Below are 23,438 nucleotides of genomic sequence, written 5' to 3'. Positions count from 1 at the left end.
TCAAGCTTTGACGATCGTCATCTCGAAGTCCTCAACCGGAACCTTGAAGTCCTCCCTGCTCTCAATTTCCTTCCTGTTGTAGAGTATCTCCCTTGCGAGGATCCAGTAAATGAGGGCCAAAGATTTTCTGCCCTTGTTGTTGGTCGGTATTGCTAAGTCGACGTAGCTGAGGAAGTTCTCGGTGTCAACGAGGGCAACTATCGGGATGCCTATCTCAACGGCTTCCTTCACAGCCTGGTGGTCGGCCCTTGGGTCGGTGACGATGAGAACGTCCGGTTCTACGAAGTTCCTGACCTGCGGGTTGGTCATAGTTCCCGGAAGGAAACGGCCTGGTATTGTCCTGGCGCCAGTGACCTCGCCGAACTTCTTGACGGGCTTTTGGCCATAGAGCCTGACGCTCACGGCGAGGATGCTCTCGGGGTCAAACCTGGCAAGGAACTTGCCGGTGACCCTCAAGCGCTCGTCGGTTTTCCTGACGTCGAGGACGTAGAGGCCGTCCTGTCTAACCCGGTAGATGAACTTCTTCATGTCCTCGGTCTTCTGCTGGGTGCCGATGTGGACACCCGCGGCAAGGTATTGATCGAGCGGAACCAGATACTCCTCCATCTTTCCCAACCTCCTTCATTCTTCAAACGTTATCAACCTACCCCTTTCGCCGAGATCCTCAGCAATTCTGTTGAGTTCATTAAGCTTAGCCACCGAGTCCTTCCCCAGCATAATGGCCGGGCAGCGAAGGCCCAGGGCTATGTGGGGAAGGGCCTCGTCGGCCGATTCATATCTGGCCTCGGCCAGGATTGGGGTTATTCTCTCGGATTTAACATCGCTGACTAAATTGTAGAGATCAGTGAGAGTGCCGAGGTTTATGGGTTTTATGGACAGGGCATTGTAGTAGCGTCTGTCGAGTATGCCCTTTCTCTGGAAGAGATACTCGCCATCGACAAAAACTCCATGGGTTCCGGCTATTAGCTCAAGGAACACCTCTTCGTCGCCCACCGGCTTTATATAGGAAACGTTGTAATCCTCAACGATGGAAAGCACTTCCTGGATCGAGAGGGGTTTCTTCTGGACTATGCCCAGAGTTACTTCGAGGCCCAGCTCACTTCCAACCTTCTCGCTGGCCCTGGAAAGTTCCTCAAGCGAAGGCTTCTCTGCAACATTCAGGAGATTAACCGCGGCGTCAACAACATCGGTTATCTCCATGATGTCCTTTACCAGGACATAGTAGTCGAAGTCTTCTCCCCCCATAATCTCAAGGAGTGGAACCGGGAGTTCTGTTGTGAATGTACCCCCAATGTAGCTGTACAGGGGCATCTTCTTTACACTGGCCGCCGCCTTGGCAACGGCCACCGAGACGGCCAGGGCAGTGTTGGCACCGATGTGACTGAAGTCCTCCGTTCCGTCTATCTCCCAAAGGTAGCTGTCTATGAGCTCCTGCTCGCTTGCGTCAAAGCCTATGAGCTCAGGGCCGATTATTTCGTCAACCTCACTGACTGCCCTGTGGGCCTCCGCTATGTAGAGCTGAGGGTTATCATCGACAGGGGCGGCGAAGCGGCCGAAGCCCGAAGTAGTTATGACGTCAACTTCAACCGAATACCTACCACCCCTGAGCACTGCAACCCTGCCCACTACGTTCTCTATGATGGTCATCGCCCATTCCCTCATACGGGTCTTACAACTGTTATTGGGATTACCCCCATCTCAAACTCGACTATCGCGGCCTGGAGCGGAGTAGCCCCCTCTGGGACGTCCACCAGCACGGGAGCACCCATTGCTATCTGGAGCGCCCTCGCTCCGATGATGCGGGCCTTTTCAAAGCGGGTATATGTGAACATGCTTACCACCCTGCCACTTCCAGTGAGGTTAAATTTTGGTGGGGCCGCCGGGATTTGAACCCGGGTCTCCGGCACCCCAAGCCGGGAGGATAGACCAAGCTACCCCACGGCCCCCCAGAAAGGTGGTTTTTAATACACCTTATACTCCATTACCTGGTCTATTAACTCGACGTGGCTGAGCAGCGTTCTCCTACAGCAGTATCTCTCAACACCGAGCTCGTCCAGTACTTTAACCGGATCTTCCCCGGCCTCGACCCTCTTCTTGAACTCGTAGTATTTGTCGCCTATGACCTTGCCACACGTGAAACACCTTACGGGGACTATCAACCTCATCACCCCAAATTTTTAAAGGAAAGCCATCAGCGGTAGGACTTCTGCCTCTTGGCCCTCGGACCCTTGGTCGAGCGGTTGGGCTTGTGGGGCTCGGTTCTCCTGCTGTCACCAACGAGCATAGTCCTGTCATACTTCATAAACTTTTCCTTCAGGTTCATGTCGTTGGTCCACTCAACGAGGGCCCTTGCTATGGCGACGCGGGCAGCTTCTGCCTGCCCCATGAAGCCGCCGCCCTCCACTTGGACGTCGATGTCAACCTTGCTGACGATCTCCTCACCCGCAAGGATTAGCGGTTCCATGATGGCGAAGCGAGCCATCTCAGGCTCGATTATCTCGACCGGCTTGTGGTTGATCCTGACGCGGCCCTTCCCTTCCCTTATGGTGGCCCTCGCTATGGCAGTCTTTCTTTTACCAGCAGTCTGGATGACCCTCATCTTTCTCACCTCAGAACTTTCCACCGAGGAACTTGGCAACCTCACCAACGGTGACGTACTTCGGAGTTGCAAGCCTCGACATGTGAGCCTCACTTATGGTCTCGAACTCCTTACCCTCTAACTCCTTGGGAACACCAGCGTAGACCTTGAGCCTCTTGAAGGCCTTCCTTCCGCGGTCTGTCTTCCACGGGAGCATTCCCCTGATGCTTCTCCTGACGATCTCGTCGCTCCTCTTCGGGTAGAATGGCCCCCTCCTGGGGTTGGTTCTGGTTCTGAGCTCAGTCCTCTGCTTGTACCTGGCGAAGATGTCCTCCCTGTTTCCAGTAATGATGGCCTTTTCCGCGTTGACTATGACGACTTCTTCGCCTTCGAGGAGCATCTTGGCAACCTTTGAGGCGAGCCTTCCAAGTATGAGTCCTTCAGCGTTAATTATCCTCATGGCTCATCACTCCATTATGATTACTCCACTACCCTTCGGGTTTCTCTCGATGAGCTCCTCAATCGTGAGAACCTCGCCACCGGCCTCGACTATCTTCTTCTTGGCCATCTCGCTGAACTTCCAGGCGGCAACGGTGACCTTGTGCTCGAGCTTGCCTGCGCCAAGAACGCTCCCCGGAACGATGATGGTGTCACCCTCTTTGGTGTAGCGGTTTATTTTGCTGACGTTTACTTCAGCCCTCTGCCTCCTTGGCCTCTCAAGGCGCCATGCGATGTCCTTCCATATCCTAACCCCTTCTTCGTTAGACCGCTTTCTTAGATAGCGGATGAGTCTCCTCAGGTTCACATCAGTTGGTCCAGTTCTCTTGACCATGATCATACCTCCCGTTCTCTCTCACAGTGGGAAACCGACAGGTCCGGACGGGGTGAGCGTGAATAGTGCGGGGGCGGGGATTTGAACCCCGGAACCCCTGCGGGAGTGGATCTTGAGTCCACCGCCTTTGACCAGGCTCGGCAACCCCCGCGTCAGTCGGCTAATTTATGGAGCTCGTTTATAAATCTATCGCTCTTTCTCATGAGTATCTTGAGTGCTGTGCTGACGATTTCCCCAACGGGGAGTTCTCCGTTGCTCTCCACGGTAAAGACGAACGTATTGGGCACCACTTCTTCCCTGATCTTCTCACCTTCGTATGCCTCAAATTTGCGGGGGAGGTAGAAGGACTTGGTGGTTTCTATCACAAGCTCCTTTTCAGTTTCCTCAACTGGGAGGCCTCTCTTTTCGGCCAGTTCTTTAAGTTCTTTCCACTCAGGAACTTCTTTGCTCACGTGGATCCTCGTGAGGTACTTGTAGTAGACAAAGCCCGGCTGCCACTTGGCGTGATCCTTTCCGCGGCCGAGCCTTGCATAGGCGTTGAGGGCAAGCTTTTGCCCTTCGGCGAGCTTTACTATCGGGATATTGGGATTAGCGGGCTTAATTTCGGGGTCATCGCTCTTGAGATCGCCGGAGTATACGACCCCCGGGCCTTCGGCCTGGAGTGAAAGGGTAACCGTGTAATCATCCAGTTCCAGGGAATCGAGGGAAAACCTGGCGTGTGGCGTCGTCAGAGGGATCATAGCCAGCCTGTGGGCTATTATCTCGTCAAACAGAGCTGAATCGTTCTCGAAAAATTCGACCTCGTCAACCGCAAAAGTCGGGACCTCTGCCAAAATAGTCCTCCTAAGGGCATTGGCAAAAGCTACATCAACGCCACGGAGAATGAACTTCAGAGAATCTTCCTTTTTTTCAAGAATTTCGAACTTAGGCTCCATGTGCACCACCAAAAAAGAAGTTATGGGGATCAGACACGCCTACCCCTTCTTCCGCCCTTTGGCCTCGTTCCATCGTGCGGTATTGGTGTAACGTCCTCAACGCGGCCTATCTTTAGTCCTGCCCTGGCGAGGGCCCTGATGGCCGCCTGGGCACCGGGGCCCGGGCTCTTGCTCTTGCTTCCACCGGGTGCGCGAACCCTTATGTGGACACCGGTGATACCCTTCTCCATGGCCTCTTCTGCAACCCTCCTGGCGGCCAGCATAGCCGCGTAGGGGGAAGGCTCATCCCTGTCAGCTTTGACGACCATACCACCGCTACACCTGCTGATCGTCTCGGCCCCGGTGAGATCAGTGATGTGGATGATGGTGTTGTTGTAGGAGGAGTAGATGTGCGCAACTCCCCACTTCTCCTTCTTCTTTATGCTAACCTGCCCTTCCTCGCTCATGCCTCACCACCCTGCTTAGCCTGTTCAATAACCATCCTCTCGGGGTGGCTCTCCTTGGCAAAGGGAGAGCCCTTGGCGTAGGTTATAGCGTCTTCCTCCTCACGGAGGACGAGATAACCCGGGGAGCGGATTACCTGGCCGTTAACCTGGATATGTCCGTGAACTATAAGCTGTCTGGCCTGCCTTATGGTCCTTGCAAAGCCCTTCCTGTAGACAATGGTCTGCAACCTTCTGTCAAGGACGTCCTCGACGGTGAGGGAGAGGACATCATCGAGGACTGCATCCGCTGGAAGTAGACCGAGCCTGTAAAGCCTCTGGAGGAGCTGGGCCCTCTCGATCTCAGCCTGCTTTCCACGGGCCGCGAGGAGTCTCCTCGCCCTACGCCTGAACTCCTTGAGCTGGGTCTCGTGACGCCAGAGCTCCTTCTTGTTCTTGAGGGCGTACTTCCTCATGAGGACTCTCTCACGGTCGAGCCTCTCCTTAATCCACGGGTGAGAGGGAGTCTCATACTTTTTCCTCTGCCTCTTCGGGTCTCCCATTTACACCACCTCACTTCTTCTTCCTGCTAACACCAACGGTAGTTCCATGCCTGAAGTTCGACCTCGTTCTCTGGCCCCTGACCGGGAGACCAAGCTCGTGCCTGATGCCGCGGTAGGCCCTTATCCTCTTCAGCCTGTTGATGTCCTCACGCCAGGCCATGGCAAGCTTGGCGGTGATGAGGTGCATGTCCTTACCAGTCTCGTAGTCCTTCGGCCTGTTCACTGCCCACGCGGGGATTCCGTGGGCAACAGGATCCTCGAGGATTTTCTCTATCAGCTTGACCTGCTGGTCGGTGAGGTAGCCTGCCTTCATGAACGGGTCTATGCCTGCAACTCTCAGCACCATCGTGGCAAAGTTTATTCCGATTCCCCTTATGCCAGTCAGTGCCCACCTAAGCTGTTTGTTTCCGTCCAGATCAACGCCCGCAACGCGGACTATGTGCCTGAAGTTCTCGGTCATTACCAACACACCTCCACATCTTTCTCAGAGGATTTTGGCGCCGGGACGGGGATTTGAACCCCGGCGGGCAAACGCCCACGGGCTCTCAAGGCCCGCGCCATTCCAGGCTAGGCGATCCCGGCATACACGCGATAGCCAGACCCCTTAGCCAGCTCTCTCACTTCGGTAAAGCTCTCCTCCAGCAGGGCCTTAATATAGTTTGCGCCCTGCTTTGTGCGGACGACCAGCTGCAGCAACCCCCCGTCGTTAAGATGCTGTGGGGCATTTATAACTATTTCCCTCAGGATGTCCTTGCCAGCGTGAACCGGGGGGTTTGTAATGATAGTGTCGAACTTCTCACCCGTAACGGGCCCGTAAAGGTTTCCCCACCTAACCTCGGCGTTTCTAACGCCGTTGATTTTTAAGTTTTTCTTCGCTATAGCAACTGCCCGCCTGTTAACATCGGTCATCACTACATAATCAACGAAGCGGGAGGCTACTATTCCAATCGCACCGTAGCCGCAGCCCAGATCGAGGACGCGCCAGTTATCGTTGAGCACCATGCTCTCTATGAGCAGTTCCGTCCCCCTGTCGAGCTTTCCGAAGGAGAAGACCCCACTGGCGGTGATGAACTTGAAGCACTGCCCCCTAAGGCAGACCTCTATCGTTTTGGTCTTCAACGGCGTGCTCGGCTCTTCTGAGTAGTAGTGGCCCATGTGCAGTGGTAAGAAGAGGGGTTTATAAAGATGAAGGGCAGAGCGGTTTATAGGGCTAATGCCACTTAAAGCCGATAAGCACCGTGAGTATGATCACAACCAGCCATACCCATCCAACTGCTCCCAAGTACTCGGAAGAGCCTCCATTGTGGGCTTTCCAGGTCATGAGACCCAGGAGGACCCTAAAGCTTGCCCCCTCTAGCTGAAGTACCCACGAGACTCTATTCCTGCCCGCAAAGAGATACCGTGTTCATTTTTCACCTCCGGCTGATGGGAATAGACGCTTATATCCTATGTCGCCAGTGCTAAAGTGATAGCCGCAGTAACGATTAACAGAACAACCCCAATCAATAGCTCCACAATGGCGATTTTTCTTGTCCGTTCAAGTACACTCCGCTTAAATGATTCTTCAAGCCTGTTTTTATACTCCCTCACATCCTCCGGAAGCTCCTCCTCTGGAAGGGGATTCAACGTATCTTTTTCAAGCACGAAGGCGAACCACTCCGGCCCTTTAATGTATTTTAGAAGTCCAGATGTTATCAACCACAGCGAAATACCGTAACCAGCTCCGAGGAGGTATTCGACAGGAACCATACCGGGCACCTCCAGTTATATACTGGCAACCTAAATAGTCAAGAGCTAACATAATCCTGCCTTTTCACAGATATAAGCTCCTCCTATCTGACAGGCTGTGTAAGTCCCTGCTCCTATTATAACCCTAAGCAAAGTGTTGCATGTTGTCCCACAAACTCCCATGCAGATTATAAACCCAATGCCTCCCGCTCCTATAAAACCTACACAGAAGGGGGTACAGGCCTTTGTGCACGCTAGATAACCAGACACACCCTCAGCCAGCACTGTACATAGAAAACCAGCTAAAGCTATACAGCCCGTGCATCCAACGCTAAAGTCAAACGTAAGAGCTATTCCCACTGCTTTCTCTTGGTTATACTCTGGGATTTTAAGCCTCACCAGGTGTGATAAGTGTCTCAGCTCGTGGGCGCTCTTATCCCAGATCCACTTCGTCACATCGTGCCTTCCAAGCCCCATGAGAACCCTGCCGAGAGTCCAATAATACTCCGAAAGAGTCAAATTGTCAGCAGTAATTATCACGTCACCAACGGGAACAACCCTATCCTCATCATTCGGAGCAATGTTCATCCCAGTTACGAAAACCCTGTACCCACCAGTCTCTGGGTCAGTGAATATCCTCGTAACGAGGGTGAAATTATACTGGCTCCTTTCAGCATGATAAACCAGCGCATACATCGTGTAATTAAACGTGCCGTTGTAGAAGTTCAGCCCGAAGAACAGCAACTGCTCACGCTTTTCTGTCATGTTGTATAATGTAACCACTGAAACATTGATGTTAGCACTCGCGTTCGAGGCACTGCAGTTCGAACAGACGCACGAATTGTTCGTCAAGTTGGTGAAGTCTATGATCTTGTTAACCCAGGTGACGTTCATGTCAAGCTTACCCTTCTCATCGTACCACGCAACTACCGCCCTGCGGAAGGTCACGCTGGAGTTGCTCGCGCCCATCCCCATGGCCTGGGGAGCCGCAATCAACTCCAGACTCAACAGAAGAGCAACGAGGAAAAAGCTAAGAGCAAACTTCCCCCAGTTCACGACCAACACCCCGGCATGTGGTCATCAACAATAGGGCACGAGACTATATAAGATTTTCCTTTAACCAGTTGGATTAGACAGCACTTTTATCTTTCGTAATGTATTCAATTTCCAACCGTACTAAAACAACGAGAACGAAACAAAAGAAGCAAAAGTAAAAGAGCGAACAAAAGAATACAAAAGGGCACTAGCTCCAGCAACCTTTGCCCGGCAAAGTTTCTACCACATCTTCGGATACCACTCCCTCGGCATGAAGACCTTGTCAACGTCAACGGCTATGCCCTTGCTCCCCTGGAGCATCTCACCGCTCGTCATCGTGGCCTTACCGATTGCCACCAGCTCGTCCTTGAGGGTCATTATGGCGACAAGATCACCCTTCTTGATGCCCTCGTTGAGCTTTACTATACCCGGAACGGCTAAATCGGCCCCGTGGGTGACGGCTGAGACAGCTGAGTCCCTTATCCACACCTTGGGAAGGTGTTCAACTGCCTTCTCCATCGGCTGTATCGCCCTCCTGAGGTACTCCTCGATGCCGTCTTCTTTCCAGAAGTGGTAGTAGTCAACGAGGTCGTGGAGCGTCACGAGGGTTTCATCCTCCTTAAAGGGGCCGCTTCTGGTGCGACGCAACTCGGCCATGTGAGCTCCAACTCCAAGGGCAAGGCCAATGTGGTGGATGAGCGAGCGGATGTATGTTCCAGCCTCAACGCCAGCGCGGAAGAGAACGTCCCTGCCGTCTATCTCAAGAACCTCGATGTAGTAGACCTTCCTCGTCCTAAGCCTCCTTTTGACCGCGCTCCTGAGGGGTGGCCTCTGGATTATCTCGCCCTCAAACTCCTTCATGATGGTCAAGATTTTATCCTCTGAGACATCTCCGTGAAGATGCATTAGAGCAACGTACTCCTTTCCAGCAGGAAGGAGGGCCTGGACAACTCTGGTTGCCCTGCCAATCGCGACAGGTAGAACCCCGCTGACTTTCGGGTCTAAAGTTCCTCCGTGGCCAGCCTTGCTGAGGTTGAGGAGCTTTTTAATCCATGCAACGACTTCGTGGCTCGTCGGCCCGGGTGGCTTGTCGAGGTTTATTACGCCAAACTGCATGTGCATCTCGAGCGGCCTCTTTTCCGGCGGAAAGCCCCATTTCGGATTGGTTTCAGCCTTTTCGTCCTTGATAAGAACTTCTCGCTTTATATCAGCCGGCAAAATCCTCCTGACTTCGTCCCTCGCCATGGGCACCACCTACGGATCCCCTAAAGCTTTAATGAATTCGTTTTCTCAACCTCCGCCAGCCTGAGGACACCTACTAAGGTATCAGGCTTGAGTTCACGGTGCAATGGGACCACAGCACCAACCTTTCGTCCATTGACGTGTTTAATCAAAATTACATGGCTTCCCCTTTGACGGGAGACCTCAAATACAAACTTTGAAACGAGCACCTTAACAACATCTTCACCCGAGAGCCTTGGCAATCTGGACATTGATATCGCCCACAAAGGTTATGTTCTTCAGTTCGTCCTTTAGCTCTGGAAATTCTTCCAGATAAAGTTCCAGGGCCCCCCTCAAGTTCTCTATAGCCTCCTCTATGGTCTCCCCTTGAGTTGTAACTCCGGTGAAGACTTCTCTTATCACATAAACACCCTCTTCCTCCCATATGACCGCGTGGAAGTTCATGCCCTCACCCGCTGGATTTTCTGAGAACGCCCTTATAAATCCACCTAATACCTAAACCGATACGTGAAGACCGGCCAGTTGGGTAGGTATTTAACGAGCTTCAGATAGCCTGGCACAAAGACCTCCCTTTTGCCCCTATCAAGCCCCCTCAGTATGGCATCGACAACTTTTTGAGGTTCCACTGAGCCCTTCGGGACCCTGCCATTCCAGAAATCCGTCTTAACCTGCTTTGGGTATACCCTCATGACGTGAATTCCCCTCGCCTCCAGCTCCCTCTCAAGGTTTATGGTAAGGTAGTGGAGCGCGGCCTTGGCGGCGCAGTAGGATGGCAGTTCAGGGACGTTGATAAAGGTAACTCCGCTGATCACGAACACTACAGTCGAGCCCTTCGGAAGCATCGGAGTGAGAGCCTTCGTGAGCTCAATTGGTGCAAAGGCGTTCACCCGGAAGAGGTTCTCCAACTCCTCTCTCGAGTGCTCAAGAAGGGGTTTCCTGACGGCGAAACCCGCGTTGTTTACCAGAAGGTCAACCCTTTCGACACCAAGCCTCTCGAGCGCCTCTAAGACTTTATCTGAAAAATCCTCCTTACTTAGATCGGCGATTATGTATTCAAAGGACAGCAGCTCATCCCGGAGTTTACGGAGCTTCCCCTCATCTCTGGCCACACCCACAACCCTATAGCCCCGCTCAAGGAGCCTCTCAACGAGGAGTCTCCCAATTCCACCGGTTGCACCCGTCACAAGTGCGGTCTCCATGAAACCACCACAAAAACCTGAAAGCAAGGATTTAAAAGCGTTGAGAAGTGAAGAAGCGGCCAAAGGCCGCTGTATCACTCAAGGCTTATTCCAGCCCGCTCAAGGGCGGCCTTTATCTCCTCGTCGGAGGCGCCCCTGGCGATGTTCACCTTCTCCGGAAGGGGCTCGAGGTGCCTGACGTTCATCCTCCTGCGCTTGACCTTGTTCAGTCCTGCGCCAGTAACGAGGACGAAGTTCCTGTCGATTATGTCGGCAACGACTACCTTCTGACCGGCCCTCCTTCCGGCAATAACGACGGCAATCCTTCCAACCTCTATAGCTGGCATTCATCCCACCTCCTTTTCTTTTTTCTTCTCCCCCTCCGCGTCACCGACGGAGGAAAGGTGGTCGATGGCGGCCTTCACGATCGCGAAGACCCCATCTGGACCCCAATGGGCAGTGTTGATTATCAAATCGTAGATGGATTTGTCCTCGATGTCGATACCGTAGAGGTTTAAATACCTTTTCCTGTTCTGTTTCTCCCTCTCGGCTATCTGGACAAAGGCCTCCTCAACGGAGATGCCTTCCCGTTTGGCAACCCTTCTGGCCCTCTCCATTATAGGAGCATCGAGCCAGATTTTGAGGTCTGCGTTTTTAACCATCCATCCCGCCAGACGACCCTCAATAACCACGTTACACTCCTTGGCTGCCTCGACCTGTTTCTTGTCAACTTCCCTATCGATCTCGGGGTGAAGCTCCGCGTATTTTTGAAACTCTTCGAGAGTCATGCCCATTTCTCTGGCCATCTGACGGAAGATTAGCCCGGCATAGATGTGCTTGAACCCGTAGTGCCTGGCAAGGTTCTGGCACAGGGTTGTGGTTCCCGAACCAGCGAGGCCACCAACGGTTATTACGAGGCAGCCCTTCGGCATGGGAACACCTTCAGAGAGCTATGCTGGCCCTTATCTGAGCCTTCATAACCTTCCTCATGCAGCTCGGGCAGAGGTTCGGGTAGGGCCTTTCCGGCCTCTTTGCGGTCTTCGGGAGCTTCCTGAGTTCGCTAGCCCTTCCGCGCGGGACGCCGTTGAGCGGCCTTCCGCACATGGCGCAGTGAGCTATCTTAGGTTTCTCCCTCTCAAAGTGGATAACGGTTCTTCCCCCGGGAGTTCTGACGTACTTCCTCCTCCATGACCTTGACCTGTACACAGTCTTCATTCCTCTCACCTCGCAACTCCTTTCAGCGGGGCATTTTTAAATTTAACCCATATCGAGGAATTTCCTCAGCACCATGCCGATTACATAGCTCGAAAGCACATACCATCCAAAGTAGCCGAGCTCGTCTGGCCCAAGGGCAGAGTGGTACCAGCCGTGGAACCAATCAAAGAGGAAGAAGTTAAATGGCGCTTTAGCTATCGCGACTTCTACGTACCACCTCCTCAGCCAAGCGAAAAACACCCAAAATATGGGCAGGGTCAAAAGCATAGGAATCATCTGCTGCCTCATCAAGTCGCTCTGCATTCTCATGAGCTCCAGCTGCTTCTGCTGTACTTTTTTTAGCTTCTTTTCATCCCCACTTTTCTGGGCCTCCATCATTTCTTTTTGAAGCTGCTTTGAAAGCTCCTGGATCTTCCGCATCTTCTCGACGTCCATGAAGAAGTAGTAGATCAGAGTATACAAACCTCCGATCACGAATCCGGCAAAGGTTATAGCAAGCAGGGGATGCTGAACTATGTAGCCCCCGAAAAGATCGTCAAGGAACTCGTATATTCCCTCAATCATATTCCCTCACCGCCAAGTTCAGCACTTCCACCAGCTCATTTACTGCCTCTTCAAGACCCTTGTCCTCGTGGTTTTCGATTATCTTTATAAGGGCATCGGAGTGCATGGCGTAGGCCACAGCGGCTGCTCTGTTGAGGTCCTGGTGCCTTTCTATCTGTTCCTCGGTTTCAACGTCCCGGTCTCTCTTCAAGTCCCTCAGCCTCCTGCCAAGGATCTCACTCGGGGTTGCCTCGATGATGACGATAAAATTTGGCCTTATCGTCTCGATGACCTCTTTTGGAAACCCTAAAAGATAGCCCATGGGAGTTTTTATTGTGGCATGCGTGTCGAGAAGAACCGGTTCCTCCCTGGCAATTTCCACGGTTCTTTGGGCCGCCTTAAGCTGAAGTTCCTTCTGGATTTGGGGATCAAGTTTCCTCATCTCGTCCCGGTGCTCCACTAACCCCAGTTTCTTAGCCTCCTCGAACATCAAATCACCGAAATTCACCAGCCGGAACTTAATCCGGGACTTTTGGAGCGCCAGCCGGGTTATTGTGCTCTTCCCAACCCCAGGAATCCCGGTTATCATGACAACGAAGGGCATCCCTACCACCTTTTTCCCCAATCCGGTAAAAATAGACGCACAGGTTTAAAAGATTTAGCCGGAAAAAGAAAAAGTTCACTCGGCAAAGAACCTTCTAAGGGCCGGGAACATTTCTGTAGCCTGCTCTCTGGCTATCTCCTCATAGAACCTGTAGAGTATGCCAACGGTAAGGAGTATTCCCGTTCCGGTACCGAGTGCACCGAGGAAACTTGCCAGCACTGCCACTATTGCAAGGGTAAGCGAACCCCAGAAGGTGACGTAGGGGATGTACCTGCCGAGCACCCTCTCCAGTATCCTCGGATCCCTCCTGAATCCAGGTATCTGAAGTCCGGCGTTCTGAAGCTGTTTGGCTATGCTCCTGGCGTCAAGGCCAGTAAGCTCAACCCACAGGAATCCAAAGAGCACCGACCAGAATATCGTCTGGATTGCGTATATCAAAGCATAAAGCGGGTTGTGTACGAGCTGGAACACATCATAGGGTGGCACAGTATATTTAACGAGACCCGATACCGGAGTGGTGCCCTGGAACGTCCCGAGCCAGGTGTAGCCGTAGTTGTTGAGTAGCCTGGCCCAGAGCTGGATGTTCGAATAGAGCGCCATCGTGAGGATAATGGGTATGTTACTGACGTACATGAACCTTATCGGATACCTTCCGCGGACTGTTACCCTTCCATAGCTGAGGGGTATCTCAACGCGCATGCTCTCCAGGTAAACGACTATCAGGAACACCACGATAGTTGCCAGCAGGTTAGTCATGTCCGGGAGGTTCGGTCTGTACACTGCCCCGCTGAGATCCCCGTTAACGAGGTGCTTTATGAAGGCTGGAATAGCACCGCTGAGTTCATCCGGGTTCCCGGGTAGGGGTAATGGGTTGAGGGATTTTACCATAACCTCCTGAGAGACTCCGGCGGCAATGAACAGGCTGATACCGCTCCCTATTCCCCACTTGCTCACGAGCTCGTCGAGCAGTATCAGTACCGTCGAGCCAAGTCCGAGCTGGATGATAATTAGTATGCCCACTGCGAGAGTAATATCTACCCCGATCTTACCGAACGCACCAGCGAGGACGTATATCGAGGCCTCGAAGAAGGCCATGAATACCGAGAACAACCTCTGAAGGGCCTGATAAAACCTCCTATCCTCAGGATTTGAGAGATCAAGCCTGAGGATCTCGGAACCAACAAGAAGCTGGAGTATGATTCCAGCGGTGACGATTGGACCTATACCGAGGGTCAAAAGCGTACCGTTCTTACCAGCTAACACGAATCTGAGGGAAGCAAGATAGTCCTGGAAGTGAGGCGGGAGACCATACAGCGGTATTTCAGCCAGTATGAAGTACAGCAACAGGGCGGTGCCGGTCCAGGTGAACTTCTCCCTCAGCGGAACCCTTCTCTTGGGCCTTTCAACCTCGGGGAACCATTTTTCGATGGCGTATATTACTTCTCGGACGCCCATTTTTCAACACCCGCGGCAACTGTGATGAAAGTTAAAGAAGGTAGGATCAGGCGAGGATAACCTCGCCACCGGCCGCTTTGATCTTCTCCTCGGCCTTTGGAGTGACATAGTAGGCTTTGACGACCAGTGCCCTGGTTAGCTTCCCTGTACCCATGACCTTGTCAACACCGAGGGCGGTTGCATCAAAGACGAGCTTCCCGTCCTCCTCGTAGATGACGCCCATGTCCCTGAAGAGTTCAAAGTTTTCGTCAATGTCGCTGAGGTTTATGGTCTGCGGAGTGTACTGAACCTCTTTGGGCCTGTGGAAGCCGCGCTTGCCGAGGTGGTCGGGGGCGTACTTGATGGTCCAGGTGAACTTCTGGTCCTTCCTCTTTCCTGTTCCGGCCATACCGCGACCGCCTTTGCTTCCACCGCCGCGGTGCTTCTTCTTGCAACCCCATCCGTGAGTGTGACTCCCGCGAAGCTTTCTAACCTTCTTCCTCCTCCTTATCATCTCTCGCCACCTCAGAGCATTCTCTCAATGAGCTCGTTTATCTTCTCACCGCGGTAGCCCAGGGCACCACCTTCCTTAAAGCTGCGCTTCTTGCTGTCCCTAAGTCCTCCCCTCGGGGGGTGGAGCCTGAAGACGGGCTTTATGTTCGGAAGGTCAGTGAGCTTCATCTCGCCGTTTATTATCTTCTCCGCGAACTCGTCGATGGTTATTCCGAGCTTCTCCTTGACGTACTCATCCGTGACAGGCCTGTTGCCGATGAGCCTGCCGCGCTTCCTGATGAGCTCCGCGAGGGTCTCCTTGTTGATCTCGCCCCAGGTTATGTAGTCCTTGACCTTCTGAATCATACCACTGTAGCTCGGCGTGTCATCAATTATGACAAGGTGGTTAACCCGGTGGAGGCGGAGCATAGCCAGGGTGTCCCTCACTTCACCCTTCGCCCTGATCCCGCTCCTAAGCCTGATGAGTGCGAGCTTTGTCATGTTCTCCCACCTCACTCAACCTGGAAGTTCGCTGACATCTCTTTACCCACAACTATGCCGTAGCGCTCGACGTCCCCTGGCTTAATGGCAACGCGGTTGGTGTTGTAGAGTGCGTTGAAGACGGCCCTGGCGAAGTTGACTGTCGTCCTCGTCTCACCCAGTGTCTGGGACCAGATGTCCTGAACACCAGCCAGAGTGAGGATCTTCTTGCCAACGTCACCGATGACCAGTCCGAGACCACGTGGACCGGGCATGAGCCTGACCTTGACGCTACCTTCTTTCCCCTCAACTGCAAAGGGTATGGAGTGTGGCCTTCTGCACCTGCACTCCCAGCTTCCACAGCCACGTTTGACCTCAATGATGTTCATCTTTGCATAGTCGAGGGCCTTCCTGATGGCTATTCCAACTTCCCTTCCGTGGCCGATTCCGAGGCCGACGTAGCCGTCCCTGTTGCCAACGGCAGCAAGAACGCGGAACCTGATGCGCCTTCCGCTGTCGGTCATTCTAACGGTGAGGGCTATGTCGAGGATCTCCTGGTTCTCCCTGAGGTTGACCTCCGGAAGGAGGACGTCGACTATCTGCGGCTCTTTTATCTGATAACCCTTCCTGAATATCTCGTGAATGTCAGTTATCTGTCCCTCTTTAACGAGCTTACCCAGCTTTGTCCTCGGCTCCCACTCCTCAAGGACGCGCTGGGCCATCTCTCTCGGGTCGCTCATTCTCTCGCCTCCCCAAACTTCTCGATTATCCTAGCCTTAACCTCTTCAAAGTGCTCCGGGAGCTTCTCGGGCTCGAGGCCCTTAATGAGATAGCCACTAAACTGCTTCCTGTAGAGGGCCTCGTCTTCCTCCTTAAGGGCCTTGGCGTAGTTTGCCACGTGCTCACCGTTTATCCTGTAGTCCTCCGGATAGATCTCCTCGCTGTGGGGAATGTTAAGCCCGGCATCAACGGCACCCTTGAGGACGGCGAAGATTGAGCTTCCCCTGGTCGGAGGGTGAAGGCCTATGTCGAGGATTGCCTCCTCAATGCCCGCCTGCTTCGCTTTGTAACCTATTAGAAGACCGAGAAGGTAAGCTGACGGAGTGTTTCCGCCGTGGCCCTTCCAGCCGAAGTCCCTCACGAGCTCCCTGGTGTGGGCGGAAACGAGTGTCCTGTCCCCCTTGGGGTCGTAGACAACTATCTGCGCTATGTGGTGGTTGAGTGTCTTCCTCACGACAAGCCTGGGCTTGCCGGACTTTAGGAGGGCAAGCCTCTTGTGATAGTTGGTCTTACCCTCTCTCCTCCTCCTGAACGGAACCTTATACCTCGGTCCGTGTGCCATTTCTCTCACCTCACCCTTTCAGGATACCGTGCTCCTGCATGAACATGTAGAGCTGCCTCTTGTTCCTGAACTGGCCGCCCTTGACTCTGATGTACAGCCTCCTGTAGGTGTGGGCATCCAGTTTTCCTTCCGCTTTGAGCTTTCTCAGCTCCTTCCTCAAGGCCCTTATGATCATCATCCAGCGCTCCTTCTTGCCAATCCTGGCGGTCTTCTTGCCCTTCCTGCTTCCCGGGCCGCGGTGCCTGCCCTTTCTCCTGGCTTCCTGATAGGCCCTCGCCCTGGCCCTGCTCTGGCCCCTGACCGGCTTCTTCTTTATGACCCCGTCGTGAATCATCCTCTTAATGTCCCCACGGGTTATCGCGGTGGCAACGTCATCAATCCTCTCGGGGTCTATCCATACCCTGTTCTCTCCACACTTCAACAGCTCGGCTGCGATCCTTCTCTGGGTCCTGAGCATGATTATCACCTCACGTTGAGAACCTTAATACCGAGCTCCCTGGCCCTTGCAATGATTATCTCCCTCTTCTTGGCCCCGACGGTTCCCGCAATCCTGGCGGCCTGCCTGATTGGATCTATGGCTTCGAGCTCTTTGACATTGTGAACGAGGACTTCCTCGTAACCGCTCGGGTGGAGACCGCGAACTGCTTTCGGTGAGCTCCAGCCGATGCTGGGTGAGAGCGGCTTGCCCTTCTTCTTGAGCCTCATCTTGCTGTCTATTCCCTGGGGCTTTCTCCACTTGGGGTCGTTCTTGAACTTCGGATACCTCCACCACTCCTGGCGGAGGAACCTCGGTTTTTTCCTCTTGAGCCTGGCCCTTATCCTCAGGAGTCTCGCCTTCTCGTTCATCCCTCACACCTCACTTCAGAACTTAATCGGCTTGCCCGCCTTTTCAACTATGTAAATACCATCCTGGAACACTCTTCTATCCCACTTGGTTATCCTTGTGGCCTGCTCGATGTTTGCGGCAGTCTGACCAGTTGCCTCCCTGTCAATGCCCTCGACGATGACCTCCTGACCGCGAACCTTGACGGTAACGCCCGGGAGTATCTTTGCCCTCCTCGGGCTCTTCTCACCGAGGAAGTTCTCTATGATGACCTCATCCCCCTGAACCTTGACCGTTATCGGGAAGTGGCTGTAAACTACCTTGAGCTTGTAGGTGAAGCCCTCGGTCACGCCCTTAATCATATTGGCTATGTGGGCCCTGAAGGTTCTCGCTATAGCCACGTCCTTCTTCCTCGGGAACTCCTTGTAAACCACAACTTTCCCGTTCTCGGTGAATATCTGGACGCCGGGGTACTTGAGCTCCCTCTCAAGCTCGCCCTTTGGTCCTTTGACCTTGACGGTGTTACCCTCAACGGCAACCTCGACGCCCTCCGGTATCTCAATTTCCTCACGAATCCAAGCGTCCATCGGCATTCTCACCACCTCTTCGCTCCGCAAAGCGCTGGCGCAGATCCTGCCAGCGGGATCGTCAACACATTTTTCTGCTTCATATCCTCCAACTCCTTTTCGTCAGCCGTTCTCAGGCTGCTCAGTAGACGTAGGCTATCAGCCTTCCGCCGATCCCTTTCTCGATGGCCTCCTTGTGCGTCATAACGCCCTGAGACGTCGAGACTATGAGGATACCGAACTCGAACGCCGGAAGGAACCTCTTCTCCCATTTCTCGTATTCCATGGCCTTAACCGGGAAGCGGGGTTTTATTGCTCCGGCCCTGTTTATCTTGCCCCCCAGCTGAACCCTGTAAATGCCGGCCCTACCATCGTCAATGAACTCAAACTCGCCGATGTAACCGTTCTTCTGCATAACCCTGAGGACTTCGCCGATTAGCTTTGAGGCGGGCTTTATGTAGACCTCCTTCTTTCCAACCCTCTCACTGTTGGTCATGTGGGAAAGAGCGTTTGCAAGCGGGTCGAGCAGAGTCATCGCATCTCACCTCACTCATACTTCTTAAAGCCGAGCTTTGGAGCGATCTCGCGGAAGCAGTGCCTGCAGAGCATGAGGCCCTGCACCCTGACTATCGGACCGTACTGGCCGCAGCGCACGCACCTTCTCGCTCCCTTCCCAAACTTCCTCGGCTTCCTCTTGTTGTAATCAGCTTTCGCCATCTCACAATCCCTCCACCTTGGCCTTCAACTCTTCCATAGCGAAGAGGATTCCCTCCTCTTTGGTCAACTTGTGCCTGGTCGGTATCTTCCCCCTCTGCCTCTTTCTCCTCGCTACCCTAAAGCCCGGCCTCTCGAGGGTGACGCATACGTCCATACCGAAGATACCTATCTCCGGGTCGTACTCAACGCCGGGGATGTTGATGTGCTCGTGAATTCCAAAGCAGAAGTTGCCGTGCTCGTCAAAGTTGCTCACGCTGAGCTTTCTGTCGACGGCATCAAGGAGCCTGTTGAGCATCTGCCTGGCTTTCTCGCCGCGGAGGGTGACTTTCACGGCTATTGGCTCACCACGCCTGATTCCAAAGTCCCTGTTTGTCTGCTTGGCCTTTCTCCTTATCGGCTTCTGGCCAACCAAGCGCTCGAGCATTGTCTCGGCTTTGGTAAGTCTCTCACCGCTCTCGCCAACACCGATGTTTATGGTGACCTTGGCTATCCTGGGCTTCCTCATGGGGTGAGCTTCCCAGTCAGCGAGTATGGCTTCTCTGTTTATCTCCATCTCTTCTCACCTCACGGAAGGGAAATAACGGGCCTGTCCTTACCAAGGACAAAGGCGTATTCCTTCAGGGTGTCGAACTTCTCCCCGTTCTCGTCCTCGATTGTGACTACATCAGGCCAGCCCATCGGGAACTGCCTGATCTCAACGATTCTACCCTTTCTTGCCACGTTCTTACCCTGAGTAACGAAGACGTAGGCACCGACCTCGAAGGGTATAACTTCGACGATCTCCCTCTCCGGGACCTTCATGACGACGGTGTAGGATGTCCTGAAGGAGTCTTTCTCAGCAAAGCCAACGAGGTGGTTGCTTCCGTCGTGGAGGTTGAGCTGGACCTTGGAACCCTTGACCATACGCTTGTTGGTTATCCTGAAGGGCTTGAGCTTTGCCTCTTCCTCGCTTATCGGGTGGAGTATGAGCTTTCCAATCCTGTTTGGAAGAACCCTGTAGTGTTCGCCGGTTTCAGGAATGGAAACTACGTCCATTATTCCAACCGGGAACTTGTAGTCCTTCCTAACGCGTCCATCGACGAGAACCTTGCCCTCGTTGAGTATCTTTCTGGCCTCACGTGCGGTCTTCGCGTAGCCGAGGTAGTCCCTGACTATGTAGAGCAGCGGTATCGAAGTGCCCATGCTGTGCGGGCCCGGCATCGGTCTAACGGCCCATTTGTACTCCTTCCTGTGGAGATACCATGAGGTTGGAGCGGCAAGCCTCTTAAGGTGCCTCTTCGGACCCTTTCTCGCCATCAGGCAGCCCTCCTCTCAATTATTTTTTTCCTCTCCTCGTCCTCGAGGTTGAGTTCGATTATCATCACGTTGGATGGGTGAAGCGGATAGAAGACCTCGGTACCGTTTGCCTTGGTCTGAGTAATGCCCTCAACGTGAATTCTGTAGCTCCTGAGATCAACCTCGAGAACTTTGCCTTCCTTCCCCTTGAAGTCACCGCGCATTACCCTAACCTTGTCCCCTTCCCTGATTGGGAGATTTCTCACGCCGTACTTCTCCCTGAGCTCCCTGCTAAGGGGAGCGCTCATTATCTTCTGCCTAAGGTGAAGGGGGGCGTTGTAAAGGAACTTCCTCTGCTTTTTGGGCTGTTTAGAGTCGAGCCTCATTTCTCTCACCTCACAGCACTATGCTCGCTATGCTACCGAGCCTGATCCACCTCTCGGCGGCCTCCCTAGCTATCGCACCCCTGATCTCGGTTCCCCTCGGAACGCCCTCGGGCGTGACTAAAGCTGCCGCGTTGTCCTCGAACTTGACGCGCATGCCGTCAAGCCTTCTGTATTCCTTCCTCTGCCTTACGACGACAGCTCTAACCACCTGGTGCCTCATGTCCGGTCTTCCCTTCTTGACTGCTGCTATAACCATGTCACCAACGCCTGCTGAGGCGAGCCTTCTCCTGGTGCCCTTGTAGCCAACTACACCGATGATCTGGATGACCTTGGCGCCGCTGTTGTCAGCTACATTGAGGTAAGCACCAACCGGGAGGGCCCGAGTGGGCCTGACCGGACTTATACCCCTCGTTGCACCTGCACCCTTCTTGGCCATACTTCACACCCCCTCAGCCCTTTCAGCCCTCTGGACGACTGCAACGACGACAAAGCTCTTGGTCTTGCTTATAGGCCTGGTCTCAGCTATGAGGACACGGTCGCCCATCTTGGCGTTTATGCACTCCGGGTTGTGGGCGTGAACCTTGCTCCTCCTGAGCTCGTACCTCTCGTACTTCTTGAGGTACCTGTAGTGCTGTCTCTCGACCACTACCGTCTTCTTACCCTTGTCGCTGACCACTACCCCTTCGAAATATCTACCGTGTATCTTGAGGTGCCCGTGCCAGGGGCACTTGGGATCGTCGCACTTTTCAGCGGGAGGCTGAACGTTCAATCCTATCTCTCTCATTTTCGCCACCTCTTTTTCAACCTCATCTCAGGTCTCCCAACCAGGTTAATACCATTCACCCGAATCTTGCCGGCGGCCGTTTCAAACTCGAACTCGGCAACGTCCTTCGGAACGGTCCAGACCCTATCACCCAGGATGGTGAGAGTGTTACGAGTCTCATCAAGGACGTAGCCCTCGATGCCAACCAGCTCTGGATGAGATGCCCTTATAACCTTTGCTTTCAGCCCTATGAGCTCGTGCCAGAGTATGTTTTTTGCCGTTACTCGACCTCTATGAGCCCCTCTGAAAATCCAAGTTCTACCAGCAATTTCTTGACCCTTTCTCTGTGGTCTCCCTGAAGCTCGATTCTTCCGTTCTTTACTGTTCCGCCGCATGCCAGCTTCGCCTTCAGATTTTTTGCTATGTCCTCAAGGTCGAATTCCTTCTCGTCTATGCCCTCGATTATGGTCTTGAGCTTTCCATAGCGGGCTTTCTCAACGTAGACCCGAATCCTCTGCTGTTCCTTCAGCACTTCTTTAAAGAGCATCTCATCCAGAGGGTTAACAATCCTTGGCACCGAACCTCACCTTTTCTCCCCGAGCTTCTCCTTTTTTATGGTAAGCAGGCGCGCTATATCGCGCCTGAGGTTGCGGATGACCATGGGGTTCTCCAGAGAAGTCCCCATGGTGAGCATACCCCTCTCCTTGGCGAGCTCGAGGCGGAGCTGCCTGATCTTCTCATTAATCTCCTCGACGCTCATCTCCCTAATCTCACTGGGCTTCATTGGTGCTCACCTCTTCCTCCACTATCTCCTTGATCTCGATCTCGTCCGGAAGCTTTGCATCGGGAGGCATGATCGAGACCTTGACCCCTATGACACCCAGCTTGAGCACTGCCTGGGCGTAGCCCTTGCTGACGAGAGTCTCGGCCGGATTTCCAACCTTTGCCAGGTAGCCCTGGTAGAACCTAACGCTCTTAGCTCTTTCACCGGTGAGCTTTCCGCTGAGCCTTATCTCAACGCCCCTTGCACCGTTCCTCATAATAGCACTTATGGCAGAGTAAGCGGCTCTCCTGAAGTGTATTCCCCTCTCAAGGGCCTGGGCCAGGCGAACGGCCTGAACCTTGGCGTTGAGGTAGGGGTTCTTTATTTCCTCGACCTCGATCTGGGGGTTCTCGAGGCCAAACTGCCTCTCAAGTACTCTGGTCAGATCCCTTATCTTCCTTCCGCCCCTGCCAATAACGTAACCGGGGTCGGCGGCGAATATTATGACCTTGGTTCCGAGGGGGGTCTTCTTGATGTCGATTCCACCATAGCCGGCTCTTCTGAGCTCCTTCTCAAGGTACTCGTCGATAAGCATCTCCTTAACTCCTTCCTTGATGAAGTACCTCTCAACGGCCAAAAGTTTCACCCCCTAATCTCCTCGACAACTATCTCTATGTGAGTGGTCTGCTCGTTAAACTGGGTGGCCCTTCCAAAGGCCCTCGGGAGGTAGCCGTGAAGCACTGGACCGCGGTGCGCTGCAGCATGGATTATCCTGAGCTTGTCAACGTCGAGGCCCTTCTGCTCGGCGTTGTTCCTGGCGTTGAGGAGTATCTTCCTGACTGCCCTGGCAACTTTGACTGGATAGCGACCGGGACCGAAGCCCTTGCCCGGCTTGTGGCCCTGGCTGTCGTGGTGCTTCCTCAGTGGAACGGGCCTCCTCTTTGCTATGACGTCGTCGAGGTAGCGGAGAGCGTCGTTAAGCATCATGCCCCTTATCTCCCTGAGCAGTTCAACGCTGTACTTGGGTGAAATCCTAAGGTCCCTTGCGCTGGCGCGAGCCATCCTCTCGGGGTCAAAATTTTGGAATGAGTAGGAAAACCTGCCCCTGCTCATCTATACCACCTCACTTAACCGCCACGAACATCGATGACCTCGTTGCACCGACACCCGGTGCGCCGTGGTGGACGACCTTTCTCGTCATGGCAAACTCCCCGAGGTAGTGACCTATCATCTCCTCCTTTATCTCAACCGGGACGAACTCCTTCCCGTTGTGGACGTGGATGGTTATGCCGACCATCTCAGGGAGTATAACCATGTCCCTGCTGTGTGTCCTTATCGGCTTGTTGTACTTGCCCTTCTTGGCAAGCCTTATCTTCCTGAGGAGCTTCTTCTGCTCAGGTGGAAGGCCCCTCTTAAGGCTCCTCCTCTGCCTGGAGGGGAGGAGCTTGGCGAACTCCTCAAGGGGCATGTTGAGCAACTCATCGAGCGTATAACCCCTATATCTAAATTCCTTTCTCGCCAT

Annotated in this window: 44 protein-coding genes and 3 tRNA genes; all 47 read right to left on the bottom strand. The window is 53.6% G+C overall.

Annotated features, from left to right (window positions below; all coding sequences use genetic code 11):
• A complete protein-coding gene (gene rpsB / locus ACZ47M_RS01755) occupies window positions 1-606 on the bottom strand; it encodes a 30S ribosomal protein S2 (protein ID WP_315339519.1) in 606 nt (201 codons plus the stop codon).
• A gap of 15 nt (window positions 607-621) precedes the next feature.
• Window positions 622-1,647, bottom strand: a complete 1,026-nt coding sequence (locus tag ACZ47M_RS01750; protein WP_315339517.1) for a hypothetical protein — start codon at window positions 1,645-1,647, stop codon at window positions 622-624.
• An 11-nt stretch (window positions 1,648-1,658) separates the two neighbouring features.
• The gene (locus ACZ47M_RS01745; RefSeq protein WP_010479003.1) at window positions 1,659-1,832 is read right to left on the bottom strand and encodes a DNA-directed RNA polymerase subunit K; all 174 of its coding nucleotides are present in this window, start codon (window positions 1,830-1,832) and stop codon (window positions 1,659-1,661) included.
• Window positions 1,833-1,868: 36 nt separating this feature from the next.
• Window positions 1,869-1,946 (bottom strand) — tRNA-Pro (locus ACZ47M_RS01740).
• 15 nt (window positions 1,947-1,961) lie between these two features.
• Complete coding sequence (locus ACZ47M_RS01735; protein WP_315340846.1) at window positions 1,962-2,159, bottom strand: DNA-directed RNA polymerase subunit N; 198 nt, start codon at window positions 2,157-2,159, stop codon at window positions 1,962-1,964.
• 32 nt (window positions 2,160-2,191) lie between these two features.
• Window positions 2,192-2,599: a 30S ribosomal protein S9 gene (locus ACZ47M_RS01730; RefSeq protein WP_010479007.1), complete on the bottom strand. Its 408-nt coding sequence runs from the start codon at window positions 2,597-2,599 to the stop codon at window positions 2,192-2,194.
• Between the two features lie 10 nt (window positions 2,600-2,609).
• On the bottom strand, window positions 2,610-3,038 hold the full coding sequence (gene rplM, locus ACZ47M_RS01725) for a 50S ribosomal protein L13 (RefSeq protein WP_315339513.1): 429 nt from the start codon (window positions 3,036-3,038) through the stop codon (window positions 2,610-2,612).
• 6 nt (window positions 3,039-3,044) lie between these two features.
• Window positions 3,045-3,410, bottom strand: a complete 366-nt coding sequence (locus ACZ47M_RS01720; RefSeq protein ID WP_315339511.1) for a 50S ribosomal protein L18e — start codon at window positions 3,408-3,410, stop codon at window positions 3,045-3,047.
• A gap of 66 nt (window positions 3,411-3,476) precedes the next feature.
• Window positions 3,477-3,561 (bottom strand) — tRNA-Leu (locus ACZ47M_RS01715).
• A 1-nt stretch (window position 3,562) separates the two neighbouring features.
• A complete protein-coding gene (locus tag ACZ47M_RS01710; protein WP_315339509.1) occupies window positions 3,563-4,345 on the bottom strand; it encodes a DNA-directed RNA polymerase subunit D in 783 nt (260 codons plus the stop codon).
• 29 nt (window positions 4,346-4,374) lie between these two features.
• On the bottom strand, window positions 4,375-4,791 hold the full coding sequence (locus ACZ47M_RS01705) for a 30S ribosomal protein S11 (protein ID WP_010479018.1): 417 nt from the start codon (window positions 4,789-4,791) through the stop codon (window positions 4,375-4,377).
• On the bottom strand, window positions 4,788-5,330 hold the full coding sequence (locus ACZ47M_RS01700) for a 30S ribosomal protein S4 (protein WP_315339507.1): 543 nt from the start codon (window positions 5,328-5,330) through the stop codon (window positions 4,788-4,790). Before ACZ47M_RS01700 ends, ACZ47M_RS01705 begins: the two co-directional genes overlap by 4 nt.
• 10 nt (window positions 5,331-5,340) lie before the next feature.
• Window positions 5,341-5,790: a 30S ribosomal protein S13 gene (locus ACZ47M_RS01695; protein ID WP_315339505.1), complete on the bottom strand. Its 450-nt coding sequence runs from the start codon at window positions 5,788-5,790 to the stop codon at window positions 5,341-5,343.
• A gap of 35 nt (window positions 5,791-5,825) precedes the next feature.
• A tRNA-Ser gene (locus tag ACZ47M_RS01690) sits at window positions 5,826-5,912 on the bottom strand.
• Entirely contained in the window at window positions 5,898-6,485 is a 588-nt protein-coding gene (locus ACZ47M_RS01685) for a class I SAM-dependent methyltransferase (protein WP_315339504.1), read from the bottom strand. Before ACZ47M_RS01685 ends, ACZ47M_RS01690 begins: the two co-directional genes overlap by 15 nt.
• A gap of 291 nt (window positions 6,486-6,776) precedes the next feature.
• On the bottom strand, window positions 6,777-7,079 hold the full coding sequence (locus tag ACZ47M_RS01680) for a hypothetical protein (RefSeq protein ID WP_315339503.1): 303 nt from the start codon (window positions 7,077-7,079) through the stop codon (window positions 6,777-6,779).
• Between the two features lie 45 nt (window positions 7,080-7,124).
• Window positions 7,125-8,114: a halocin C8-like domain-containing protein gene (locus ACZ47M_RS01675; protein ID WP_315339502.1), complete on the bottom strand. Its 990-nt coding sequence runs from the start codon at window positions 8,112-8,114 to the stop codon at window positions 7,125-7,127.
• 219 nt (window positions 8,115-8,333) lie between these two features.
• Window positions 8,334-9,338, bottom strand: a complete 1,005-nt coding sequence (locus tag ACZ47M_RS01670; protein WP_315339501.1) for an RNA-guided pseudouridylation complex pseudouridine synthase subunit Cbf5 — start codon at window positions 9,336-9,338, stop codon at window positions 8,334-8,336.
• A gap of 20 nt (window positions 9,339-9,358) precedes the next feature.
• The gene (locus ACZ47M_RS01665) at window positions 9,359-9,586 is read right to left on the bottom strand and encodes a type II toxin-antitoxin system HicA family toxin (RefSeq protein ID WP_315339500.1); all 228 of its coding nucleotides are present in this window, start codon (window positions 9,584-9,586) and stop codon (window positions 9,359-9,361) included.
• The gene (locus tag ACZ47M_RS01660; RefSeq protein ID WP_315339499.1) at window positions 9,558-9,779 is read right to left on the bottom strand and encodes a type II toxin-antitoxin system HicB family antitoxin; all 222 of its coding nucleotides are present in this window, start codon (window positions 9,777-9,779) and stop codon (window positions 9,558-9,560) included. Before ACZ47M_RS01660 ends, ACZ47M_RS01665 begins: the two co-directional genes overlap by 29 nt.
• Before the next feature lie 44 nt (window positions 9,780-9,823).
• On the bottom strand, window positions 9,824-10,534 hold the full coding sequence (locus ACZ47M_RS01655) for an SDR family NAD(P)-dependent oxidoreductase (RefSeq protein ID WP_315339498.1): 711 nt from the start codon (window positions 10,532-10,534) through the stop codon (window positions 9,824-9,826).
• Between the two features lie 74 nt (window positions 10,535-10,608).
• Entirely contained in the window at window positions 10,609-10,860 is a 252-nt protein-coding gene (locus ACZ47M_RS01650) for a 50S ribosomal protein L14e (protein WP_010479037.1), read from the bottom strand.
• Complete coding sequence (gene cmk, locus ACZ47M_RS01645; protein WP_315339497.1) at window positions 10,861-11,445, bottom strand: (d)CMP kinase; 585 nt, start codon at window positions 11,443-11,445, stop codon at window positions 10,861-10,863.
• A 10-nt stretch (window positions 11,446-11,455) separates the two neighbouring features.
• On the bottom strand, window positions 11,456-11,728 hold the full coding sequence (locus tag ACZ47M_RS01640; RefSeq protein WP_315339496.1) for a 50S ribosomal protein L34e: 273 nt from the start codon (window positions 11,726-11,728) through the stop codon (window positions 11,456-11,458).
• A gap of 42 nt (window positions 11,729-11,770) precedes the next feature.
• Complete coding sequence (locus tag ACZ47M_RS01635; RefSeq protein ID WP_315339495.1) at window positions 11,771-12,292, bottom strand: EMC3/TMCO1 family protein; 522 nt, start codon at window positions 12,290-12,292, stop codon at window positions 11,771-11,773.
• Complete coding sequence (locus tag ACZ47M_RS01630) at window positions 12,285-12,875, bottom strand: adenylate kinase (protein WP_315340843.1); 591 nt, start codon at window positions 12,873-12,875, stop codon at window positions 12,285-12,287. The genes ACZ47M_RS01635 and ACZ47M_RS01630 overlap by 8 nt, the downstream gene beginning before the upstream one ends.
• A gap of 75 nt (window positions 12,876-12,950) precedes the next feature.
• The gene (gene secY / locus ACZ47M_RS01625) at window positions 12,951-14,330 is read right to left on the bottom strand and encodes a preprotein translocase subunit SecY (protein WP_315339494.1); all 1,380 of its coding nucleotides are present in this window, start codon (window positions 14,328-14,330) and stop codon (window positions 12,951-12,953) included.
• 46 nt (window positions 14,331-14,376) lie between these two features.
• Window positions 14,377-14,823, bottom strand: coding sequence for an uL15m family ribosomal protein (locus ACZ47M_RS01620; protein ID WP_315339493.1), 447 nt, complete (start codon window positions 14,821-14,823; stop codon window positions 14,377-14,379).
• Between the two features lie 11 nt (window positions 14,824-14,834).
• The gene (locus ACZ47M_RS01615; RefSeq protein ID WP_315339492.1) at window positions 14,835-15,302 is read right to left on the bottom strand and encodes a 50S ribosomal protein L30; all 468 of its coding nucleotides are present in this window, start codon (window positions 15,300-15,302) and stop codon (window positions 14,835-14,837) included.
• An 11-nt stretch (window positions 15,303-15,313) separates the two neighbouring features.
• Window positions 15,314-16,021: a 30S ribosomal protein S5 gene (gene rpsE / locus ACZ47M_RS01610; RefSeq protein ID WP_315339491.1), complete on the bottom strand. Its 708-nt coding sequence runs from the start codon at window positions 16,019-16,021 to the stop codon at window positions 15,314-15,316.
• Window positions 16,018-16,623, bottom strand: coding sequence for a 50S ribosomal protein L18 (locus ACZ47M_RS01605; RefSeq protein ID WP_315339490.1), 606 nt, complete (start codon window positions 16,621-16,623; stop codon window positions 16,018-16,020). Before ACZ47M_RS01605 ends, rpsE begins: the two co-directional genes overlap by 4 nt.
• Before the next feature lie 10 nt (window positions 16,624-16,633).
• Window positions 16,634-17,080: a 50S ribosomal protein L19e gene (locus ACZ47M_RS01600; protein WP_315339489.1), complete on the bottom strand. Its 447-nt coding sequence runs from the start codon at window positions 17,078-17,080 to the stop codon at window positions 16,634-16,636.
• Window positions 17,081-17,085: 5 nt separating this feature from the next.
• Window positions 17,086-17,469 (bottom strand): 50S ribosomal protein L32e, encoded by a 384-nt coding sequence (locus tag ACZ47M_RS01595; protein ID WP_315339487.1) that lies wholly within the window; start codon window positions 17,467-17,469, stop codon window positions 17,086-17,088.
• A 15-nt stretch (window positions 17,470-17,484) separates the two neighbouring features.
• Complete coding sequence (locus ACZ47M_RS01590) at window positions 17,485-18,039, bottom strand: 50S ribosomal protein L6 (RefSeq protein ID WP_315339486.1); 555 nt, start codon at window positions 18,037-18,039, stop codon at window positions 17,485-17,487.
• 115 nt (window positions 18,040-18,154) lie between these two features.
• Window positions 18,155-18,547, bottom strand: coding sequence for a 30S ribosomal protein S8 (locus ACZ47M_RS01585; RefSeq protein WP_315339485.1), 393 nt, complete (start codon window positions 18,545-18,547; stop codon window positions 18,155-18,157).
• A gap of 11 nt (window positions 18,548-18,558) precedes the next feature.
• Window positions 18,559-18,729, bottom strand: a complete 171-nt coding sequence (locus tag ACZ47M_RS01580) for a 30S ribosomal protein S14 (RefSeq protein WP_315339484.1) — start codon at window positions 18,727-18,729, stop codon at window positions 18,559-18,561.
• A gap of 1 nt (window position 18,730) precedes the next feature.
• Window positions 18,731-19,282 carry a 50S ribosomal protein L5 gene (locus ACZ47M_RS01575; RefSeq protein WP_315339483.1) on the bottom strand — a complete coding sequence of 184 codons (552 nt, stop codon included), beginning with the start codon at window positions 19,280-19,282 and terminating at the stop codon, window positions 18,731-18,733.
• Between the two features lie 11 nt (window positions 19,283-19,293).
• Window positions 19,294-20,025, bottom strand: a complete 732-nt coding sequence (locus ACZ47M_RS01570; RefSeq protein ID WP_315339481.1) for a 30S ribosomal protein S4e — start codon at window positions 20,023-20,025, stop codon at window positions 19,294-19,296.
• Window positions 20,025-20,390, bottom strand: coding sequence for a 50S ribosomal protein L24 (gene rplX / locus ACZ47M_RS01565; protein WP_315339479.1), 366 nt, complete (start codon window positions 20,388-20,390; stop codon window positions 20,025-20,027). Before rplX ends, ACZ47M_RS01570 begins: the two co-directional genes overlap by 1 nt.
• Window positions 20,391-20,400: 10 nt before the next feature.
• A complete protein-coding gene (locus tag ACZ47M_RS01560) occupies window positions 20,401-20,826 on the bottom strand; it encodes a 50S ribosomal protein L14 (RefSeq protein ID WP_315339478.1) in 426 nt (141 codons plus the stop codon).
• Window positions 20,827-20,829: 3 nt separating this feature from the next.
• On the bottom strand, window positions 20,830-21,174 hold the full coding sequence (locus ACZ47M_RS01555) for a 30S ribosomal protein S17 (protein ID WP_315339476.1): 345 nt from the start codon (window positions 21,172-21,174) through the stop codon (window positions 20,830-20,832).
• Entirely contained in the window at window positions 21,171-21,548 is a 378-nt protein-coding gene (locus tag ACZ47M_RS01550; protein WP_315339475.1) for a ribonuclease P protein component 1, read from the bottom strand. The genes ACZ47M_RS01555 and ACZ47M_RS01550 overlap by 4 nt, the downstream gene beginning before the upstream one ends.
• Window positions 21,434-21,700: a stress response translation initiation inhibitor YciH gene (gene yciH / locus ACZ47M_RS01545; RefSeq protein ID WP_315340841.1), complete on the bottom strand. Its 267-nt coding sequence runs from the start codon at window positions 21,698-21,700 to the stop codon at window positions 21,434-21,436. The genes ACZ47M_RS01550 and yciH overlap by 115 nt, the downstream gene beginning before the upstream one ends.
• A gap of 36 nt (window positions 21,701-21,736) precedes the next feature.
• The gene (gene rpmC, locus ACZ47M_RS01540) at window positions 21,737-21,937 is read right to left on the bottom strand and encodes a 50S ribosomal protein L29 (protein ID WP_010479080.1); all 201 of its coding nucleotides are present in this window, start codon (window positions 21,935-21,937) and stop codon (window positions 21,737-21,739) included.
• Window positions 21,924-22,553: a 30S ribosomal protein S3 gene (locus ACZ47M_RS01535; protein ID WP_315339474.1), complete on the bottom strand. Its 630-nt coding sequence runs from the start codon at window positions 22,551-22,553 to the stop codon at window positions 21,924-21,926. The genes rpmC and ACZ47M_RS01535 overlap by 14 nt, the downstream gene beginning before the upstream one ends.
• A 5-nt stretch (window positions 22,554-22,558) precedes the next feature.
• The gene (gene rplV / locus ACZ47M_RS01530) at window positions 22,559-23,029 is read right to left on the bottom strand and encodes a 50S ribosomal protein L22 (RefSeq protein ID WP_315339472.1); all 471 of its coding nucleotides are present in this window, start codon (window positions 23,027-23,029) and stop codon (window positions 22,559-22,561) included.
• A 10-nt stretch (window positions 23,030-23,039) separates the two neighbouring features.
• Window positions 23,040-23,438 carry a 30S ribosomal protein S19 gene (locus tag ACZ47M_RS01525; protein WP_010479087.1) on the bottom strand — a complete coding sequence of 133 codons (399 nt, stop codon included), beginning with the start codon at window positions 23,436-23,438 and terminating at the stop codon, window positions 23,040-23,042.

Source organism: Thermococcus waiotapuensis, assembly GCF_055384795.1.
This window is presented reverse-complemented; position numbering and strand designations above follow the sequence as displayed.

Excerpts from the sequence above, each read along its gene's own strand:
- rpsB (WP_315339519.1), bottom strand. The coding sequence starts at position 606 with ATGGAGGAGTATCTGGTTCCGCTCGATCAATACCTTGCCGCGGGTGTC.
- ACZ47M_RS01750 (WP_315339517.1), bottom strand. The coding sequence starts at position 1,647 with ATGACCATCATAGAGAACGTAGTGGGCAGGGTTGCAGTGCTCAGGGGT.
- ACZ47M_RS01745 (WP_010479003.1), bottom strand. The coding sequence starts at position 1,832 with ATGTTCACATATACCCGCTTTGAAAAGGCCCGCATCATCGGAGCGAGG.
- ACZ47M_RS01730 (WP_010479007.1), bottom strand. The coding sequence starts at position 2,599 with ATGAGGGTCATCCAGACTGCTGGTAAAAGAAAGACTGCCATAGCGAGG.
- rplM (WP_315339513.1), bottom strand. The coding sequence starts at position 3,038 with ATGAGGATAATTAACGCTGAAGGACTCATACTTGGAAGGCTCGCCTCA.
- ACZ47M_RS01720 (WP_315339511.1), bottom strand. The coding sequence starts at position 3,410 with ATGGTCAAGAGAACTGGACCAACTGATGTGAACCTGAGGAGACTCATC.
- ACZ47M_RS01710 (WP_315339509.1), bottom strand. The coding sequence starts at position 4,345 with ATGGAGCCTAAGTTCGAAATTCTTGAAAAAAAGGAAGATTCTCTGAAG.
- ACZ47M_RS01705 (WP_010479018.1), bottom strand. The coding sequence starts at position 4,791 with ATGAGCGAGGAAGGGCAGGTTAGCATAAAGAAGAAGGAGAAGTGGGGA.
- ACZ47M_RS01700 (WP_315339507.1), bottom strand. The coding sequence starts at position 5,330 with ATGGGAGACCCGAAGAGGCAGAGGAAAAAGTATGAGACTCCCTCTCAC.
- ACZ47M_RS01695 (WP_315339505.1), bottom strand. The coding sequence starts at position 5,790 with ATGACCGAGAACTTCAGGCACATAGTCCGCGTTGCGGGCGTTGATCTG.
- ACZ47M_RS01685 (WP_315339504.1), bottom strand. The coding sequence starts at position 6,485 with ATGGGCCACTACTACTCAGAAGAGCCGAGCACGCCGTTGAAGACCAAA.
- ACZ47M_RS01680 (WP_315339503.1), bottom strand. The coding sequence starts at position 7,079 with ATGGTTCCTGTCGAATACCTCCTCGGAGCTGGTTACGGTATTTCGCTG.
- ACZ47M_RS01670 (WP_315339501.1), bottom strand. The coding sequence starts at position 9,338 with ATGGCGAGGGACGAAGTCAGGAGGATTTTGCCGGCTGATATAAAGCGA.
- ACZ47M_RS01665 (WP_315339500.1), bottom strand. The coding sequence starts at position 9,586 with ATGTCCAGATTGCCAAGGCTCTCGGGTGAAGATGTTGTTAAGGTGCTC.
- ACZ47M_RS01660 (WP_315339499.1), bottom strand. The coding sequence starts at position 9,779 with ATGAACTTCCACGCGGTCATATGGGAGGAAGAGGGTGTTTATGTGATA.
- ACZ47M_RS01655 (WP_315339498.1), bottom strand. The coding sequence starts at position 10,534 with ATGGAGACCGCACTTGTGACGGGTGCAACCGGTGGAATTGGGAGACTC.
- ACZ47M_RS01650 (WP_010479037.1), bottom strand. The coding sequence starts at position 10,860 with ATGCCAGCTATAGAGGTTGGAAGGATTGCCGTCGTTATTGCCGGAAGG.
- cmk (WP_315339497.1), bottom strand. The coding sequence starts at position 11,445 with ATGCCGAAGGGCTGCCTCGTAATAACCGTTGGTGGCCTCGCTGGTTCG.
- ACZ47M_RS01640 (WP_315339496.1), bottom strand. The coding sequence starts at position 11,728 with ATGAAGACTGTGTACAGGTCAAGGTCATGGAGGAGGAAGTACGTCAGA.
- ACZ47M_RS01635 (WP_315339495.1), bottom strand. The coding sequence starts at position 12,292 with ATGATTGAGGGAATATACGAGTTCCTTGACGATCTTTTCGGGGGCTAC.
- ACZ47M_RS01630 (WP_315340843.1), bottom strand. The coding sequence starts at position 12,875 with ATGCCCTTCGTTGTCATGATAACCGGGATTCCTGGGGTTGGGAAGAGC.
- secY (WP_315339494.1), bottom strand. The coding sequence starts at position 14,330 with ATGGGCGTCCGAGAAGTAATATACGCCATCGAAAAATGGTTCCCCGAG.
- ACZ47M_RS01620 (WP_315339493.1), bottom strand. The coding sequence starts at position 14,823 with ATGATAAGGAGGAGGAAGAAGGTTAGAAAGCTTCGCGGGAGTCACACT.
- ACZ47M_RS01615 (WP_315339492.1), bottom strand. The coding sequence starts at position 15,302 with ATGACAAAGCTCGCACTCATCAGGCTTAGGAGCGGGATCAGGGCGAAG.
- rpsE (WP_315339491.1), bottom strand. The coding sequence starts at position 16,021 with ATGAGCGACCCGAGAGAGATGGCCCAGCGCGTCCTTGAGGAGTGGGAG.
- ACZ47M_RS01605 (WP_315339490.1), bottom strand. The coding sequence starts at position 16,623 with ATGGCACACGGACCGAGGTATAAGGTTCCGTTCAGGAGGAGGAGAGAG.
- ACZ47M_RS01600 (WP_315339489.1), bottom strand. The coding sequence starts at position 17,080 with ATGCTCAGGACCCAGAGAAGGATCGCAGCCGAGCTGTTGAAGTGTGGA.
- ACZ47M_RS01595 (WP_315339487.1), bottom strand. The coding sequence starts at position 17,469 with ATGAACGAGAAGGCGAGACTCCTGAGGATAAGGGCCAGGCTCAAGAGG.
- ACZ47M_RS01590 (WP_315339486.1), bottom strand. The coding sequence starts at position 18,039 with ATGCCGATGGACGCTTGGATTCGTGAGGAAATTGAGATACCGGAGGGC.
- ACZ47M_RS01585 (WP_315339485.1), bottom strand. The coding sequence starts at position 18,547 with ATGACTCTGCTCGACCCGCTTGCAAACGCTCTTTCCCACATGACCAAC.
- ACZ47M_RS01580 (WP_315339484.1), bottom strand. The coding sequence starts at position 18,729 with ATGGCGAAAGCTGATTACAACAAGAGGAAGCCGAGGAAGTTTGGGAAG.
- ACZ47M_RS01575 (WP_315339483.1), bottom strand. The coding sequence starts at position 19,282 with ATGGAGATAAACAGAGAAGCCATACTCGCTGACTGGGAAGCTCACCCC.
- ACZ47M_RS01570 (WP_315339481.1), bottom strand. The coding sequence starts at position 20,025 with ATGGCGAGAAAGGGTCCGAAGAGGCACCTTAAGAGGCTTGCCGCTCCA.
- rplX (WP_315339479.1), bottom strand. The coding sequence starts at position 20,390 with ATGAGGCTCGACTCTAAACAGCCCAAAAAGCAGAGGAAGTTCCTTTAC.
- ACZ47M_RS01560 (WP_315339478.1), bottom strand. The coding sequence starts at position 20,826 with ATGGCCAAGAAGGGTGCAGGTGCAACGAGGGGTATAAGTCCGGTCAGG.
- ACZ47M_RS01555 (WP_315339476.1), bottom strand. The coding sequence starts at position 21,174 with ATGAGAGAGATAGGATTGAACGTTCAGCCTCCCGCTGAAAAGTGCGAC.
- ACZ47M_RS01550 (WP_315339475.1), bottom strand. The coding sequence starts at position 21,548 with ATGCGGCGGAACAGTAAAGAACGGAAGAATCGAGCTTCAGGGAGACCA.
- yciH (WP_315340841.1), bottom strand. The coding sequence starts at position 21,700 with ATGCTCTTTAAAGAAGTGCTGAAGGAACAGCAGAGGATTCGGGTCTAC.
- rpmC (WP_010479080.1), bottom strand. The coding sequence starts at position 21,937 with ATGAAGCCCAGTGAGATTAGGGAGATGAGCGTCGAGGAGATTAATGAG.
- rplV (WP_315339472.1), bottom strand. The coding sequence starts at position 23,029 with ATGAGCAGGGGCAGGTTTTCCTACTCATTCCAAAATTTTGACCCCGAG.
- ACZ47M_RS01525 (WP_010479087.1), bottom strand. The coding sequence starts at position 23,438 with ATGGCGAGAAAGGAATTTAGATATAGGGGTTATACGCTCGATGAGTTG.